Raw genomic sequence first — 16410 nt, forward strand, 5'->3', positions numbered from 1 at the left:
CAACCCGAAGGAGCGAGACGATGCCGACCACCACCGCGCCCGTACGTGAGCGCATCCTGGACGCCGCGACGCGTCGCTACTACGCCGAGGGCATCCGGGCGGTCAGCGCCGACCGGCTCATCGCCGAGGCCGGCGTCTCCAAGGTCACGTTCTACCGCCACTTCCCCACCAAGGACGACCTGATCGCGGCCTATCTGACGCAGCAGGTCGCCCACACCCAACAGCTCTTCACCGAGAAGCGTGCCGAGCTCGCGGGCGACGCGTGTGGCGTGCTGCGCTGGTACGCCGAGGGCGTCGGCGCGTTCGCCAGCTCGCCCGGCTTCCGCGGCTGCCCGTTCATCAACGCCGCTGCCGAGCTGTCGTCGCCGGACCACCCGGGTCACCGGATCGTGGCGGACAACCGCACCTGGCTCGTCACGCAGTTCGCCGAGCTGCTCGGCGAGCTCGGGGTCGACGAGGTCGAGACCAAGGCCGAGCAGCTCATGATGCTCCGCGACGGCGCTCTCGTCGCCGGCTACGTCGGCCGTACACCCGAGGCGGTCGCCGCCACGTTGACCGCCGCCGGCCGCGCGGTCATCGGCTGCTGACTCAGCCCTGCACGCGGTGCCGCAGGTAGACGACACCGGTGTCGAACCTGCGCTCCTCCAGCAGCTCCAGCCGCGCGCGGGTCTCGCGCGAGAACGCGGGCTTGCCGTCACCGACGACCACCGGGTGGACGAACAGGTGGCACTCGTCCACGAGGCCTGCGCTGAATGCGTGAGCAGCCAGGGCGGCCCCGCCGATCGTCAGGTCGCCGGTCGCCGACGCCTTCAGGTCGCGCACGATTGCGGGTTCGAAGCGCCGCTCCATCCGGGTGTCGGCCGTCGCGACCTCGTCCAGCGTCGTGGAGTAGACGACCTTGCTGCCGCGCTGCCACACGTTCGCGAACTCGGCCAGGAGGTCGGACTGGGCGGCCAGGGCGGGATCGGTCTCCCACACGGCCATCGACTCGTACAGCCGCCGGCCGTACAGCCAGGTGTCGACCGGGCGCACGAGATCCGTGATGAAGCTGAACAGCTCGTCGGAGGGATCCGACCAGTCGAACGCGCCGTCCGCATCCTCGATGTAGCCGTCGACGGAGACGTTCGTGATGTAGCTCAGCCGCGCCATGCTCACACGCCCTGTGCGGCCAGCAGCGCCTCGGCGGCGGCGCGAGCAGCCGGAGAAGCGCCACCACGTACGACGCTGTAGGCGCCTGCACCGTCGAACACCATCGTCAGCTGGACGCCGAGCGACTCCGGGTCGGTCGCACCCCCCAGGCGGGCCTGCTCCTCGAAGAATGCCGTGAGCTGGAGCTTGTAGCCCATCGCGGCGACACTCGCCGGGTGCTCCCGGTCCTTGAGCTCGGTGGCCACGCTGACGAACGGGCAGCCCAGGAACTCCGGCGACTTTGCCTGCGCGGCGAGCGAGTCGAAGACCGCCAGGATCCGCTCGCGCGGTGGGGCACCAGGCGCCGTGTCGAGCCCCGCCATGACCTCGGGCGCGCGGTGCTCGAGCATCGCGACGAGCACCTCGTCCTTGCTGCCGAAGTGCTGGTACATCGACCGCTTCGATACCTGGGCGACCTCGCACAGCCTGTCGACGCCGATGTGGACGCCCTCGGCGTAGAACAGCTCCTCTGCAGCAGCCAGCAGCCGCTCGCGGGGCTTGGCCTTGGTGGTCGTCGTCACCCCTACAGAATAGGCGCCTGGTTGCCAGAAGTAAACAGATCTGTGTACATTGCAGAAGTACACCAATCTGTTTACTTCTCTCCCTAGGAATCATCATGACCTCACTCGCCGACCAGACCGTCCTTGTCACCGGAGCCAACCGCGGCATGGGCAAGGAGTACGTCCGCCAGCTGCTCGAGCGCGGTGCCAAGAAGGTCTACGCCAGCGCCCGCGACGCCTCGACGATCGACACGACTGACCCGCGGGTCGTCGCGCTCCAGCTCGACGTGACCGACGCGACTTCCGTCGACGCCGCGGTCGCCGCGACCCCCGACGTGACCGTCCTGATCAACAACGCCGGCACGGTCGGCGGCGGACCGCTGCTGACCGGCGACCAGACCGTGCTCCGCCAGGAGTTCGAGACCAACTACTTCGGCCCGCTCCGCCTCGCGTCCCTCCTGGCTGACCGCATCGCCGACAACGGCAACGGCGTCATCCTCAACGTGCACTCGGCGCTCTCGTGGGTGTCGTTCGGTGGCACGTACGAGCCGACCAAGGCAGCCCTCTGGAGCGCGACGAACGGCCTGCGCCTCGCGCTCGCCCCTCGTGGCGTCCAGGTCGTCGGGCTCCACGTCGGCTACGTCGACACCGACATGGTCGCCGGCGTCGATGCGCCGAAGTCCGATCCTGCAGACGTCGTGAAGTCCGCTCTCGACGGCATCGAGGCCGGCGCCTTCGAGGTGCTCGCCGACGACGTCAGCCACCAGGCCAAGGCCGCGCTCGGCATGCCGATCGAGGCGGTCTACCCCCAGGTCGCCTGATCCGCGGCGCTTGACTTCGAGTGCACTCGAAGGGGGACACTGCGGCCATGAGCCTCACGATCGCCGAGACCGTCGTCCGTACGGGCCTCACGGCCCACACGCTGCGCTACTACGAGCGTGACGGTCTGATGCTCGCGGTCGAACGCTCGGCGAACGGCCATCGGCGCTACTCGGAGCGCGACCTCGAGTGGATCGAGACGATCAGTCGGCTCCGTGCCACGGGCATGCCGATCCGCGACGTACGCCGGTACGCCGAGCTGGTCCGCAGCGGCGGTGGCACGGAGGCCGAGCGGCTCGAGATCCTGCGGCGCCACCGTGAGCGGGTGCACCGGCAGCTGGTCGAGCTGGCCGACCACCTCGACTCCGTCGACACCAAGATCGCGTTCTACAGCGGCGAGCGCGCCACCTGCGGATGACGGTGCGGCTCAGCCCGCGGCGTCCAGGCGCTGCCGTTGGTCCGCGGTGAGCTCGAGGTCGATCGCCGCCATGCTCTCCTCGAGCTGGGCGACCGACGAGGCGCCGACGAGCGGGATGATCGGCAGCTCACCGCCCATCAGCCAGGCCAGCACGACCTGGTTGGCGGTGGCACCGGTCTCCCGCACGACGTCGTCGAGCGCGGCCCGCCGGGCACGGGTGCCGGCGTGGTCGTACAGCTCCCCCATCGGCTGGTCCGGACGTACGTACGCGCCCGCGAGCAGCGGGGAGTACGCGACGAGCGCCAGCCCGGGCTCGGCGCGCAGATAGCTCAGCAGGTGCCCGTCGGTCACCCCGAGCGTGCCATCGGGTGACCGCATGCCGGCCTGGTCGGTCCGCGCCCGGAAGTACGTGTGGTGGTGCTGCAGCACGTCACACCCCGGTAGCCCGGCCGCAGCGGCGATCGCCCGGGCCCGCTCGATCTGCCACGCCCAGTGGTTGCTGAGGCCCAGCAGGCCGACCAGGCCGTCGGTCACCAGCGCGGCGAACGCCTCGACCTGGTGGTCGAGCGGCACCGCGTCGTCGAAGATGTGGGCGTAGTAGAGGTCGATGCGCCCGAGGTTCTCGAGGCTGCGCTCGGCCGACTCGCGAATCACCCCCGGCGCCAGCCCTTCGACCTCGCGCGCCATCGTCGGCGACGGACGGGTGGGGCGTCCGCCGACCTTCGTGGCGATCGTGACCTGATCGCCGATGCCACGGCTCCGGAGCCACGCGCCCAGCAGGCGTTCGCTCTCGCCGCCCTGCGTGCCGTTGACCCAGTACGCGTAGTTGTTCGCCGTGTCGATGAACGTCCCGCCGAGCTCGACGTAGCGATCGAGGATCGCGTACGAGGTGGACTCGTCGGTCGAGGTGCCCATCCGCATGGCGCCGAGGGCGATGGGACTGACGTGACGGCTACGGGTCGGGTCGGTGCCGAGCTGGATCGGTCGCATGACCCCAGTCAAGGACTTCGAGCGCGCTCGAGGTCAAGGCGCGGTCAGCCGCCGGCCTGCAGCCGGAGCCCGGCCAGCAGCAGGTCGAGCCCCGCGCGGAACTGTTCGGCGTCGTCGTGGTGCGCGAACTCGTCCGCGATCCGGTGGACGTACGGGAACTCGTCCGGGTCGAGTGCCCGCCACATGTCGGCGAACAGGGCGAGGTACTCCTCGCGGCCGACGCTGCCGTCGAGGATCTCCTGCGGCGGCTCCTGCCCCAGGTCGGCCGCAGCTCCTACAGTGAACCCGACGACCGCCGAGACGGCGTGGAAGCTCTGGCGTGGCGTGAGCTCGAGCCGCAGCGCCTGCTGGCCCAGCAGGTCGTACAGGCGCAGCGTGTTGGGCTGGAGCAGGGAGTTGCGCATGAAGTAGGCGCCGAGCCACGGCCGGGCGGCAATCGCGTCGAACATCATGACGGCGATGGTCCGCAGGTCCTCGATGGGGTCGTCGCCCTTGGGCTGTGCCTGGACGTCGGCGAGGAGCTGGCCGACGACGTGGTCCGTCGCGCGGTCGAGGAGCTCGTCCCGGCTGGCGACGTACCAGTAGATGCTGCCGACGCCACCGCCCAGCCGGGCGGCGAGCGCGCGGAACGTCAGCGCGCCGTCGCCTGCCTCGTCGAGCAGGGCGACGGCCTCGGTCAGGACGGCCTCCATCGAGTGCGAGGCCCGCTGCCGGCCGCCGGGCCGGCGGGGTCTCGGGGGCTGTCGCGAAGGTGCCATGACTCCCATCCAACCAGATGTTGTGGATTATCGAACGTTGTTCTATTCTATGGAACGTTGTTCGATAGTCGAACAGCGTTCGATAGGAGGTGTCACCATGACCCCCACCACGACTTCGGCCCCGCCGCGCACGTACACGTCGCTGCGCGCGGCCTGGATCCCGCTCTCGGCCCTCTGCCTCGCGTTCTTCGTCGAGATGGTCGACAACACGCTGCTGACGATCGCCCTGCCGACCATCGGCCGCGACCTCGGCAGCGGCACCACGGCCCTGCAATGGGTCACCGGCGCGTACTCGCTGACCTTCGGTGGGTTGCTGCTGACCGCCGGCGCCGCGGCCGACCGACTCGGTCGCCGGCGCGTCCTGCTGGTCGGACTGGCCGCGTTCGGGCTGATCAGCCTGTGCGTCGTCGCCGTCAGCACCGCCGGCGAGCTCATCGGCCTGCGCGCCGCGCTCGGTGTCACTGCTGCCGCCATGGCGCCCATCACGAACTCGCTGGTCTTCCGGCTCTTCGACGAGGAGGCACTGCGCATGCGTGCGATGACCGTGATGATCATCGTCGGCCTGTCCGGGTTCATCCTCGGGCCGTTGCTCGGCGGCACCGCCCTGGCGCACGTGCGCTGGGAGTGGCTGCTCGTCGTCAACGCTCCGATCGCGCTGATCGCGTTCATCGGCGTCCACCGCGGAGTCCCGGCGGATCGTCCGGAGGACCTGACCGACGATGCGCTCGACCTGCCCGGCGCCGTCCTCAGCATCGCCGCGATCGGCCTCGCCTGCTTCTCGCTGACCAGCGGCGTCGAGCACGGCTGGCTGTCGGGGATCACCCTCGGCTCGATCGCCGGCGCCGTCGCCGCGGGCATCGCGTTCGTCCGGCACGAGCGCCGCACCGCATCACCCATGCTCGACCTCGGCCTGTTCGCCAACGGCACCGTCCGCGGCGCCGCGATCGCGCAGGTCGGCACGTCGATCGCGATGGCCAGCGTGATGTTCGGCCTGATCCTGCACTTCCAGTACGCGTACGGGTGGAGCCCGGTGCGAGCCGGCCTGGCCAACCTGCCGCTGATCGTCACGATGATCGTCGCGACGCCGGTGTCCGAGTGGCTCGCCCGTCGGTTCGGTCACCGCATCGCCTGCCTCGTCGGCGCCGGACTGCTGGCAGGTGCGTTGGGTGGGCTCGCCTGGGGCGTCAGCCACGGCTACCTCGCCATCGCCGTCTCGATGGTCGTCATGACCGTCGGCCTGCGCACCGTCATGACGATCTGCGCCGTCGCGCTGGTCAGCGCGATGCCGGAGAACCGCACGTCGATCGGCACGGCACTGAACGACACCGCTCAGGAGGTCGGCACGAGCGTCGGCACCGCCGTGGTCGGCACGCTGATCGCGGTGCTCGTCACATCACAGCTGCCGGCCGGCACCTGGAGCAACGACCTCGTCGCGTCGTTCTTCCACGGCGAACGCATCACGTACGCGGTGCTGGCCGTCGTCGTCGGCCTGATCGGGGCGCTCGGTGCGCTCACGCTGAGCAACTCGCGGGTCGTCGACGAGCACTGATCAGCGACGCAGCAAGTAGGCGTCCATGACCCAGCCCGCGTCAGCCTTCGTGGCGGCGCGGGCTGCGTCGACCTCGGCGGCGACCTCGACGACACGGCCGGAGACGAGTCGCTCGTGCGCGGTGCCGAGGTTGGCGCCCCACCAGATGTGCCAGTCGTCGAGCCCGGCGAGGTCGATGCGGGCGCTCAGCATCACCAGGATGTTGTCGGCGCCGGCCTCGACCGCCTCGCCCAGCTTGCGCGCCGTCGTGACGGTGATGGGCTGGCCGATCTCGTGCAGCACGATGCGGTGCCGCGCGGCGAGCAGCTGCAGGCTCGAGATGCCGGGGACCACGTCCCACTCGGCCTCGACGTTGCCCCGCGCGAGGACGCGCTCGACGATGCGGATCGTCGAGTCGTAGAACGCCGGGTCGCCCCAGACGAGGAAGCCGACGTCGCCCGGTTGCTGGAGGAGGACCTGCTCGTACGCCTCGGCACGCGCCTCGTGCCAGTCGCTCACGGCGCCGCGGTAGTCGGTGGGGTCGGCCCGGTCACGCTCCGGGTCGCGTACGGCGATGACGGTCGCGCCGAACCCGACGTGCCGGCTCAGCAGCTCACGCCGCGCGGCCAGCAACGGGTCGTCGGGGCCCTTGTCGGCGACGACGAAGTAGGCCACCGCGTGCATCGCGGCGACCGCCTCGAGCGTCACCTGGTCCGGGTCGCCGGGTCCGATCCCGATGACCCGGATGCGCCTCATCCCCTGCCCTTCATGACAGAGTCTCGAGGTCGCCCTCGATGTCGAGGTCCGATCCCGATGACCCGGATGTGCCTCATCCCCGGTCCTCGAGGTCACCCTCGATGTCGAGGTAGACCTGCTGCATCGCAGCGAGCACCTCGGGATCGGGATCGGCCCACAGGTCGCGGTCGGCGGCCTCGTTGAGCCGCTCGATGATGCCGCGCAGCGCCCAGGGGTTGGCGTCCTTCATGAACGCCTGGTTGTCCTCGTCGAGCACGTACTCCTTGGCGAGCGTCTCGTACATCCAGTCGTGCACGACGCCGGTCGTCGCGTCGAAGCCGTAGAGGTAGTCGACTGTCGCGGCGAGCTCGAACGCGCCCTTGTAGCCGTGCCGCTGCATCGCGCCGATCCACCGCGGGTTGACGACGCGGGCACGGAACACCCTCGTCGTCTCCTCCTGCAGGGTCCGCGTGCGTACGGCATCGGGTGTCGTCGAGTCGCCCACGTACGCCTTGGGGTCCGCGCCGGTCAGCGCGCGGACCGTCGCGACCATGCCGCCGTGGTACTGGAAGTAGTCGTCGGAGTCGGCGATGTCGTGCTCGCGGGTGTCGATGTTCTTGGCCGCGACCGCGATGCGCTTGTAGTTGGCCCGCATGTCGTCGGCCGCCGGAGCGCCGTCGAGGTCGCGCCCGTACGCGAAGCCGCCCCACGCGGTGTAGACCTCGGCGAGGTCCTTGTCGTCACGCCAGTTGCCGGCTTCGATGACCTGCAGGATGCCCGCGCCGTACGACCCGGGCTTCGAGCCGAAGATGCGGGTCGTGGCCCGACGCTGGTCGCCGTGATCGGCGAGATCGCGCTGGGCGTGCGCGCGTACGTAGTTCTGGTCGTCGGGCTCGTCGAGCTCGGCGACCTGGCGGATCGCGTCGTCGAGGATGCCGATGACGTGCGGGAACGCGTCGCGGAAGAAGCCGGAGATGCGGACCGTCACGTCGATGCGCGGCCGCCCGAGCTCCTCGAGGGGCACGACCCGCAAGCCGTTGACCCGGCGGGAGGCCGGATCCCACTCGGGCTCGACCCCGATCAGTGCGAGGACCTCGGCGATGTCGTCGCCGGACGTACGCATCGCGGAGGTGCCCCAGACCGAGAGGCCGACGGAGCGGGGGTAGTCGCCGGTGTCGGCGAGGTGGCGCTCGATCAGCGAGTCGGCCATGGCGCGGCCGGTCTCCCAGGCGAGGCGAGAGGGCACGGCCTTGGGGTCGACGGTGTAGAAGTTGCGGCCGGTCGGCAGCACGTTGACGAGTCCCCGCAGCGGCGAGCCCGAGGGTCCGGCGGGGATGAAGCCGCCCTCGAGGGCGTGCAGCACGTGGTCCAGCTCGTCGGTCGTCTTGGCCAGGCGCGGCACGACCTCGGTGGCGGCGAACTCCAGGACCCGCACGACGTCGGGCACGTCGGTGAGGCTGCGGGCCGTGGCGACGTCCCAGTCAGCATCCTCCATGCCCTGGATCAGTGCGCGCGCCTGGCTCTCGATCTCGTCGATCGCGCCGAGCTGGGAGTCCTCCTTGAGGCCGAGCGCGGCGCGCAGACCGGGGACAGCGCCGGTCTCGCCGCCCCAGATCTGGCTCGCGCGCAGGATCGAGAGCACGAGGTTGACCCGCGCCTCGCCCTGGGGAGCCTGGCCGAGCACGTGCAGGCCGTCGCGGATCTGGGCGTCCTTGATCTCGCACAGCCAGCCGTCGACGTTGAAGATGAAGTCGTCGAAGTCGTCCTCGTCCGGGATGTCGTCGAGACCGAGGTCGCGGTGCATCTCCGCGGCCCGCATGTGGGTCCAGATCTGCGAACGGATCGCCGGCAGCTTGGCCGGGTCCATCGCGGCGATGTTGGCGTACTCGTCGAGCAGCTGCTCGAGCTTGGCGATGTCACCGTACGACTCGGCGCGGGCCATGGGCGGGATCAGGTGGTCGACGATCGTGGCATGCGCGCGGCGCTTGGCCTGTGCACCCTCGCCGGGATCGTTGACGAGGAACGGATAGATCAGGGGCAGGTTGCCGATGGCTGCGTCGGTGCCGCAGGACGCCGAGAGCGCGGCGTTCTTGCCCGGCAGCCACTCCATCGAGCCGTGCTTGCCGAGGTGCACGACGGCGTGGGCGCCGAACTCGTCCTCGACCCAGCGATAGGCGGCCAGGTAGTGGTGCGAGGGCGCCATGTCCGGGTCGTGGTAGATCGCGACGGGGTTCTCGCCGTAGCCGCGTGGCGGCTGGATCATCAGCACGATGTTGCCGGCGCGGATCGTGGCGAGCACGATCTCCTGGTCGTCGTTGACGAACAGCTGACCCGGGGCCGGGCCCCATGCCTCGAGCATCGCCTCACGCAGGTCGGGGTGGAAGCCGTCGAACCACGCGGCGTACTGCGCAGCGGGGATGCGCACGTGACTCTCGGTGAGCTGCACCTGGGTGAGCCACTCCTCGTCCTGCCCACCGGCGGCGATGAGCGCGTGGATCAGCGCGTTGCCGGCCTCGGTCAGGTCGTCGAGCTCCAGGCCCGGGATCTCACCCGGAGCGCCGAGGTCGTAGCCCGCGTCGCGCATCTCGCGCAGCAGTCGGATGGTCGAGACGGGGGTGTCGAGCCCGACGGCGTTGCCGACCCGGCTGTGCTTGGTCGGGTAGGCCGACAGCATCAGCACGACCTTGCGCTCCGACGGTGGCGTGTGGCGGAGGCGCGCGTGCGCGACCGCGATGCCGGCGACCCGGGCGCATCGCTCGGGGTCCGCGACGTAGCGCGGCAGGCCGTCCTCGTCGATCTCCTTGAACGAGAACGGCGCCGTGATGATGCGGCCGTCGAACTCCGGGATCGCGATCTGGTTGGCCGAGTCGAGCGGCGTGACGCCGTCGTCGGACGCCGCCCAGTCCTCGCGGCTCGAGGTCAGGCAGAGCCCTTGGAGGATCGGGATGTCGAGGGCCTTCATGCGCTCGACGTCCCACGACTCGTCGTCGCCGCCGGCGCTGACGGTGCCCGGCTTGGTGCCGCCGGCCGCGAGCACCGTGACGATCAGCGCGTCGAGCTTGGCCAGCTCGGTGAACAGCTCGTCGGGCGCGGCGCGCAGCGACGAGGAGAAGATCGGGACGCCGTACGCCTCACCCGTCGCGTCGATCGCGTCGGCGAGCTGGTGCGCGAACGCGCTGTTGCCGGAGGCCTCGTGCGCCCGGTAGTAAAGGACGCCGACTTTCGCCTTGCGCGAGTGGGGGTCGGGGGACTTTCCAGCCTTGTCCAAGACTTTCGAGGGGCGGGTCGCGAGGCCCCACTCGGGCAGGACGGCCGGCGGCTCGAAGCCCTCACCGGTCAGCAGGACCGTGTCGGACAGGAAGGCGTGCAGCTGGCCGAGGTTGGCCGGCCCGCCCTCGGCGAGATAGCGGTGCGCCTCGGCAGCCGTACCCACAGGGACAGTCGACAGCTCCATCAGCTCGGCGCTGGGAGTCTGCTCACCGCCGAGCACGACCACGGGACGCTGGCCGACGTACGGCAGCACCAGCTTCTGCACGTCGTCGGCGGAGCCCAGCACGCGCGCGACCACCAGGTCGACGTCGGTCAGGTCAGGCACGCCGCGCACGGGGTTGGCGAGGACGTAGTCCGCACCACTCGCGCGGGCCGACAGCAGGTCGGTGTCGGACGTGGACAGCAACGCGATGCGCGTCATGTTCCTCCTCGGGGTTCTCGCCCCTGTGGTGGGAAATCGCCGCGGCCAGTGTCTGGCTTTAACAGTGGCGGAACCGCCCCGGATTCACACCGGAGTTCCTGGATCTCCGCGGCAAGCGGATGCGGCTCAGCCTACCGGCTGCCGTCGTGGTGCAATCGACGCGTGATCACCGAGCATGCGCTGCTGCCCGTCATCAGCGGTCGGGAGGACGAGTTCGAGAGCGCGCTGGCTGAGGCGACGCCGATCATCGCCTCGATGCCGGGCTTTCGCGGCCTCACCGTCTCGCGCAGCATCGAGTCGCCCAGCACGTACCTCCTGCTCGTCGAGTGGGACACCCTCGAGGACCACACCGAGGGCTTCCGCGGTTCGCCGGAGTACGAGCGGTGGCGTGCCCTCCTGCACCGGTTCTACGACCCGTTCCCCGTCGTCGAGCACTTCGAGCTCGTCATCAGCAGTCCGGTCGCTCGATAGGGTCGGTGCATGACTGAGCGCATCGAAGCCGAACGCCTCATCCCGGCCTCGGCGGCCGATGTCTTCGCGGTCCTGTGCGACCCCCAGGGCCATGTCGCGATCGACGCCTCCGGCATGCTGCAGGACGCCGATGGCGACGTCGTCGAGGCAGTCGGCGACACGTTCGTCGTCCACATGGACCGGGAGTCGCTCAACGACATCCCCGACTATGGCAAGTACGACGTCACGGTCACGATCGAGGAGTTCGAACGTGATCGCCTGATCGCATGGTCGATCCTCGGCAAGGTCCGTCCCGGCATGGGCCACACCTACGGCTATCGCCTCGAGCCGGCCGACGGCGGCACCCTCGTCACCTCGTTCTACGACTGGTCGAACGTCAGCCAGGACTGGAAGGACTCCGGCATCTTCCCGGTCGTCTCGGTGACCAACCTGAGCGGCACGCTCGGCATCCTCGACCGGACCGTGCGCCGTGGCTACGCACGAGGATGATGTGAGACTCCCACCCCGACCACCCAGGAGCACCCAGTGACACTCGCCAGGACCCACACCGACGTGATGCAGCTCGGCGGCGCGATCGTCGTCGGCACCGACGGCTCGTGCGTCACCAATCCCGGGCCGACCGGATGGGCGTACGTGGCGGACGACGGCACCTCCGCCTGCGGCGGTCTCCTGCAGGGCACCAACAACATCGGCGAGCTGCTGGCCGTCGAGAACGCGCTGCGCGACTTCGCCAACCGGCCGCTCGTGATCCAGGCCGACTCGTCCTACACGATCGGCTGCTCGACGACGTGGGCCAGCGGCTGGGCGCGCAACGGCTGGCGCAACTCCAAGAAGGAGATCGTCGCCAACGTCGAGATCGTGCAGGCGATCTACGCGCTGATGCAGGCCCGGCGCGACTCCGGCGCACCGGTGTTCTTCCAGAAGGTCAAGGCGCACCTCACGGATCTCACGGTCTGGCCGCTCAACGTCGCCGCCGACGCCCTCGCCGGCCAGGCCTCGGCTCGCGCTGCGCGTGGTGACGTGTCGGAAGTGCGTACGACGGGGCTGCTCAGCGGCACGGATGGATGACCACCAGCCCGGATGACGCGGCGCTCGACCTCGCCTCCGAGGTCGGGCCGTTCTTCGTCCTGGACCGCTGGGCACCGGATGCCGGCTGGCGGCCGTTTCGCGAGCTCACCGAGCCCGACGTCATCGCCGATCGCGTCGCCGCAGCCCGCGAGATGCTGGCGGAGCGGTCCCGCGTACGGATCGACGAGATCGAGGAACGCGCCACCGCGTCGATCGTGTTCCTCGGCCTGGCCGCCCGGCTCGTGTCGCCCGCGTTCGCCTCGGCCGTGCTCGCCGATCGCGTCCCGCACCTGCAGCTCGACGCGCTCTGGTGGCAGCCCGTCGTCGGTGGCCCGTGGCCGCTGGCCCGCAGCAACGTCGCCGGGGCGGTGAGCGAAGACCTCGCGGCGGACCTCGACGCGTACGTCCTGCAGGCGATCGTCGCGCCCGCGCTCGACACGTTCGCGCGTACGTTCGCGGTCTCGCCGCAGGTGCTGTGGGGCAACGTCGCCTCGAGTCTCGGCGGTGCACTGACGATGCTGCGCACGGCCCGCCCGGACCGCGCCGACGCCGCCACCGCCCTGTTCGCCGAGCTCCTCGACCGCGGCACGCTCGCCGGGACGGGCGACCTCGACCCGGCGGGACCTTCGTTCGTACGCCGCTCGTGCTGCCTGTTCTACCGCGTTCCGGGCGCCGGCATCTGCGGCGACTGCGTGCTCGACGAGCCTCCCAAACCCGCGTGACACCATGACGGGGTGACGAACCGCTCCCATCCCGACCGTTGTCCCGGTGTCCTTCGACCCTGGATCGCGGACGACGGCGCGATCGTGCGGCTGCGCCTCATCGGCGGCGTGCTGCCGACCTCGGCGCTGCGTGACCTGGTGGGCATCGCAGCCGATTACGCCGACGGCACGCTGCTGCTGACCAAGCGGACCAACCTGCAGCTCCGCGGCATCGAGCACGCCGACGGCTGCGTGCCGGCGGTGCTGGTCGACGCGATCGCCGAGTCCGGGCTGCTGCCGTCGCCGAGCCATGAGCTGGTGCGCAACATCATGGTGTCGCCGCTGACCGGACGCATCGGTGGCCGCGCCGACCTCCGTCAGCTGGCGCACGAGCTCGACCGCCAGCTATGCGCAGAGCCGGACTTCGCGGGTCTCGCCGGGCGCTTCCTGTTCGTCCTTGACGACGGCCGCGGCGACATCGCCTCGCGGTCGCTCGACCTCGGCCTGATGGCCGTCGACGCCGAGACTGTGCAGCTGCGCGTGGGCTCCAAGCACTGGGGTCCGCTGGCGTCGCTCGACGAGGCGCCCGAGGCGCTGTTGTCGTACGCCCAGGCGTTCCTGCGGCAGCGCGGCGAGGGCGAGACCGCGCTGTGGCACATCGACGAGCTGCCCGACGGCGGCACCGAGCTCCTCGGCACGCACTACGCCCGCGATCTCCGGACCCAGGTCAGCGCGCTGCCTCCGCCGTACGGCATCATCGCGCAGGACGACGGCCACAGCGCCGAACACCTCGCGGTGCCCGACGGCCTGCTCACCCCCGAGCTGGCGGCGATGATCCTGGATCGCGCCGGCACCGAGGTGATCGTGACGCCGTGGCGCAGCATCGTCATCCCCGACCTGGAGAACGTATGAAACGACCGACGCGCCACTACGACTACGTCGCCGACGGACCGGCGATCTACGTCGACTCGTTCGCGACGATCCGCGCCGAGGCCGAGCTGTCGCACCTCCCGGCCGATGCCGAGAAGGTCGCCGTACGCATGGTGCACGCCTGCGGACAGGTCGACCTGACGCGCGACCTCGACATCCATCCCGGCCTCGTCTCGGCGGCGCGCACCGCCTTGGAGGCCGGGGCACCAATCCTGACCGACGCGAACATGGTGGCCTCCGGGGTCACGCGCGCGCGACTGCCCAAGGACAACGAGGTGCTGTGCCTGCTGCGTGACGAGCGGGTGCCGGCGCTGGCCAAGGAGTGGGCGACGACCCGTTCCGCCGCCGCGGTGTCGCTGTGGGAGGACCGGCTCGAGGGCGCCGTCGTCGCGTTCGGCAACGCCCCCACGGCGCTGTTCCACCTGCTCGAGATGCTGCTCGACGGCGCACCCCGACCCGCCGCGATCATCGGTACGCCGGTGGGCTTCATCGGCGCCGCCGAGTCCAAGGAGGCACTCGCTGCGTTCTCGTTGGACATCCCCTACCTCACGGTGCACGGCCGCCGTGGCGGTTCGGCGATGGCCGCCTCGGCGCTCAACGCGCTCGCCCAGGAGCGCGAGTGACGGGCCGCCTCTACGGCGTCGGCCTCGGCCCCGGCGACCCCGAGCTCATCACCCTCAAGGCGGCCCGGCTGATCGCCGACGCGGACGTCATCGCCTATCACGCCGGCGTCGGCAAGCAGTCGAACGCGCGACGGATCGCCGCCTCGCTCATCCCCGAGGGCGTCGTCGAGGAGGAGCTGCGCTACCCGGTGACGACCGGCGAGACCCCTCACGCCGGTGGGTATGCAGGGGCGATGGCGGAGTTCTACGAGGAGTCCGCGGCACGCCTGGCGGTGCACCTCGAGGCCGGGCGTACGGTCGTGGTCCTCGCCGAGGGCGATCCGCTGTTCTACGGGTCCTACATGTACATGCACGACCGGCTCTCGGACCGCTTCGAGACCGAGGTCGTGCCGGGCGTGACGTCGTTCGCCGCCGCGACCGCGACCACCGCGTCCCCGCTCGTACGCCAGACCGACGTGCTCACGATCCTGCCCGGAACCCTCGACGAGCCCGAGCTGGCGCGCCGCCTCGCCGACACCGACGGGGCGATCATCATGAAGCTCGGCCGGACGTTCCCCAAAGTCGTCTCGGCGTTGCGCCAGGCTGGACGCCTCGACGGTGCGCTATACGTCGAGCGCGCCTCGATGCCGGAGGAGCGCTGGCTGCCGGTCGCCGACGTCGACCCGGCGACGGTGCCGTACTTCTCCCTCATCGTGGTCCCCGGTGACACCCAACGGTCCTTGAGCGAGCACCGCTCCTTGAGCCTGTCGAAAGGAGACGAGGTATCGACAGGCTCGCGCGCGGCAGCAGAGCTCCTCGTCATCGGGCTGGGACCCGGACCCGACCGCTGGATCACCCCCGAGGTCAGCGAGGCGCTCGCCGAGGTCGACCACGTGATCGGCTACGCGCCGTACGTCAACCGGGTCCCTCAGCGCGAAGGCCTCACGCGGCACGCCTCCGGCAACACCGTCGAGGTCGATCGTGCCCGCCTGGCCCTCGACCTGGCGCTCAAGGGTGAGCGCGTCGCCGTGGTGTCCGGCGGTGACGCCGGGATCTTCGGCATGGCCGCCGCCGTGTTCGAGGCCGCGGACGACGAGGCGTACGCCGACGTCCCGATCCGCGTGCTGCCCGGACTCTCCGCGGTGCAGGTCGTCGCGGCTCGGGCCGGCGCACCGGTCGGCGGCGACTTCGCCGTCATGAGCCTGTCGGACCGGCTCAAGCCGTGGGCGCTGATCGAGAAGCGGCTCCGCGCCGTCGCCCAGGCCGATCTCGTGCTGGCGATCTACAACCCCGCGTCACGCTCGCGCACGACCCAGGTCGCGGACACGCAGCGAATCCTGCTCGAGCACCGCGCGCCCGAGACCGTCGTCGTCGTGGGCCGTGACGTCGGCCGCGACGAGGAGTCGCTGACCGTGACAACCCTGGCCGACCTCGACCCGGCATCGATCGACATGAAGTGCCTGCTCATCGTCGGCGCCTCGGGCACAATGGCCACGAGCGCAGGGCAGGTCTGGACCCCGCGCTTCACCGACTGAACGAGTCCGGAGGGCTGTCTGACAGGATGTCGCCATGACTGAGGTCACACCGGCTGGGCGCGTGGCACGCCTTGCGATGTACGCCTTGTGCGTCGTGATGGTGTCGAGCGGCCCGGGATTCCTTGCCCTGAGCCTGTTGCTGCACGCCGATCTCTGGGCGGGCCTGCTCATCGGCGCGCTGCTGGCCGTGATCCTCGTGCCGTTGGGCATCGCGATGTGGAACGACGTCCGCAGCACCGCACGGCGCATGCGTCGGCTCAGCGCAGCCGGCGTCCCGGCCACCGCCGAGGTCATCGCGGTGCGACCCACGACGTACGACGGCAGCTCACGCGTCGAGCTCCGGCTCTGGATCGACGCGCCGGGGGTCGAGCCGTTCGAGGCGAGCCACACCCGCGACGGTGATGCAGCCCTGCAGGTGGGCACCACGCTGGGCGCCGTGGTCGATCCCGACGCTCGGCTCTACGCCGTCGTCTGAC

At 70.4% G+C, this 16410-nt stretch carries 18 protein-coding genes and 1 riboswitch; of the genes, 12 read left to right on the forward strand and 6 right to left on the reverse strand.

Annotated features, from left to right (window positions below; genetic code table 11):
* Positions 1-20 precede the first annotated feature (20 nt).
* Entirely contained in the window at positions 21-587 is a 567-nt protein-coding gene (locus tag ASE12_RS09725) for a TetR/AcrR family transcriptional regulator (RefSeq protein ID WP_056399754.1), read from the forward strand.
* A 1-nt stretch (position 588) separates the two neighbouring features.
* Here the strand turns inward: ASE12_RS09725 and ASE12_RS09730 are convergent, their stop codons facing one another.
* Positions 589-1149 carry a dihydrofolate reductase family protein gene (locus ASE12_RS09730; RefSeq protein ID WP_056399757.1) on the reverse strand — a complete coding sequence of 187 codons (561 nt, stop codon included), beginning with the start codon at positions 1147-1149 and terminating at the stop codon, positions 589-591.
* 2 nt (positions 1150-1151) lie between these two features.
* Positions 1152-1709: a TetR/AcrR family transcriptional regulator gene (locus ASE12_RS09735; RefSeq protein WP_056399758.1), complete on the reverse strand. Its 558-nt coding sequence runs from the start codon at positions 1707-1709 to the stop codon at positions 1152-1154.
* A 95-nt stretch (positions 1710-1804) separates the two neighbouring features.
* Between ASE12_RS09735 and ASE12_RS09740 the strand changes: the two genes are divergently transcribed.
* Both ASE12_RS09740 and ASE12_RS09745 read left to right on the forward strand, forming a co-directional pair.
* Positions 1805-2509 (forward strand): SDR family oxidoreductase, encoded by a 705-nt coding sequence (locus tag ASE12_RS09740; RefSeq protein WP_056399759.1) that lies wholly within the window; start codon positions 1805-1807, stop codon positions 2507-2509.
* Between the two features lie 47 nt (positions 2510-2556).
* Positions 2557-2925, forward strand: coding sequence for a MerR family transcriptional regulator (locus tag ASE12_RS09745; RefSeq protein WP_056399761.1), 369 nt, complete (start codon positions 2557-2559; stop codon positions 2923-2925).
* 9 nt (positions 2926-2934) lie between these two features.
* Here ASE12_RS09745 and ASE12_RS09750 read toward each other — a convergent pair whose 3' ends face one another.
* Together ASE12_RS09750 and ASE12_RS09755 are read right to left on the reverse strand one after the other, a co-directional pair.
* Positions 2935-3915 carry an aldo/keto reductase gene (locus ASE12_RS09750; RefSeq protein WP_056399764.1) on the reverse strand — a complete coding sequence of 327 codons (981 nt, stop codon included), beginning with the start codon at positions 3913-3915 and terminating at the stop codon, positions 2935-2937.
* Positions 3916-3959: 44 nt separating this feature from the next.
* Entirely contained in the window at positions 3960-4673 is a 714-nt protein-coding gene (locus ASE12_RS09755; protein ID WP_235508884.1) for a TetR/AcrR family transcriptional regulator, read from the reverse strand.
* A gap of 97 nt (positions 4674-4770) precedes the next feature.
* On the opposite strand from ASE12_RS09755, the gene ASE12_RS09760 reads away from it, so the two are divergent.
* Entirely contained in the window at positions 4771-6222 is a 1452-nt protein-coding gene (locus ASE12_RS09760; RefSeq protein WP_056399767.1) for an MFS transporter, read from the forward strand.
* Here the strand turns inward: ASE12_RS09760 and cobF are convergent, their stop codons facing one another.
* Together cobF and cobN are read right to left on the reverse strand one after the other, a co-directional pair.
* On the reverse strand, positions 6223-6957 hold the full coding sequence (gene cobF / locus ASE12_RS09765) for a precorrin-6A synthase (deacetylating) (RefSeq protein ID WP_056399769.1): 735 nt from the start codon (positions 6955-6957) through the stop codon (positions 6223-6225).
* Positions 6958-7030: 73 nt separating this feature from the next.
* Entirely contained in the window at positions 7031-10627 is a 3597-nt protein-coding gene (cobN, locus tag ASE12_RS09770; protein ID WP_056399771.1) for a cobaltochelatase subunit CobN, read from the reverse strand.
* A 25-nt stretch (positions 10628-10652) separates the two neighbouring features.
* A riboswitch (cobalamin riboswitch) is annotated at positions 10653-10769 on the reverse strand.
* A gap of 20 nt (positions 10770-10789) precedes the next feature.
* On the opposite strand from cobN, the gene ASE12_RS09775 reads away from it, so the two are divergent.
* From ASE12_RS09775 to ASE12_RS09810, 8 genes are read left to right on the forward strand one after another with little or no spacing between them, the layout of a single operon-like run.
* Positions 10790-11098 carry an antibiotic biosynthesis monooxygenase gene (locus ASE12_RS09775; protein WP_056399774.1) on the forward strand — a complete coding sequence of 103 codons (309 nt, stop codon included), beginning with the start codon at positions 10790-10792 and terminating at the stop codon, positions 11096-11098.
* 9 nt (positions 11099-11107) lie between these two features.
* On the forward strand, positions 11108-11587 hold the full coding sequence (locus tag ASE12_RS09780; protein WP_056399776.1) for an SRPBCC family protein: 480 nt from the start codon (positions 11108-11110) through the stop codon (positions 11585-11587).
* Between the two features lie 36 nt (positions 11588-11623).
* Positions 11624-12166: a ribonuclease H gene (locus ASE12_RS09785; protein ID WP_082582185.1), complete on the forward strand. Its 543-nt coding sequence runs from the start codon at positions 11624-11626 to the stop codon at positions 12164-12166.
* Positions 12163-12888, forward strand: a complete 726-nt coding sequence (locus tag ASE12_RS09790; protein WP_056399777.1) for a (2Fe-2S)-binding protein — start codon at positions 12163-12165, stop codon at positions 12886-12888. The genes ASE12_RS09785 and ASE12_RS09790 overlap by 4 nt, the downstream gene beginning before the upstream one ends.
* Before the next feature lie 12 nt (positions 12889-12900).
* Entirely contained in the window at positions 12901-13779 is an 879-nt protein-coding gene (locus ASE12_RS09795) for a sulfite reductase subunit beta (RefSeq protein WP_056399778.1), read from the forward strand.
* Positions 13776-14420: a precorrin-8X methylmutase gene (locus ASE12_RS09800; protein ID WP_056399779.1), complete on the forward strand. Its 645-nt coding sequence runs from the start codon at positions 13776-13778 to the stop codon at positions 14418-14420. The genes ASE12_RS09795 and ASE12_RS09800 overlap by 4 nt, the downstream gene beginning before the upstream one ends.
* On the forward strand, positions 14417-15934 hold the full coding sequence (locus ASE12_RS09805; RefSeq protein ID WP_056399782.1) for a precorrin-2 C(20)-methyltransferase: 1518 nt from the start codon (positions 14417-14419) through the stop codon (positions 15932-15934). Before ASE12_RS09800 ends, ASE12_RS09805 begins: the two co-directional genes overlap by 4 nt.
* Positions 15935-15968: 34 nt before the next feature.
* Positions 15969-16409 (forward strand): hypothetical protein, encoded by a 441-nt coding sequence (locus ASE12_RS09810; protein WP_157412880.1) that lies wholly within the window; start codon positions 15969-15971, stop codon positions 16407-16409.
* Position 16410: the final 1 nt, after the last annotated feature.

This window comes from Aeromicrobium sp. Root236 (assembly GCF_001428805.1).
Classification (GTDB): Bacteria; Actinomycetota; Actinomycetes; order Propionibacteriales; family Nocardioidaceae; genus Aeromicrobium.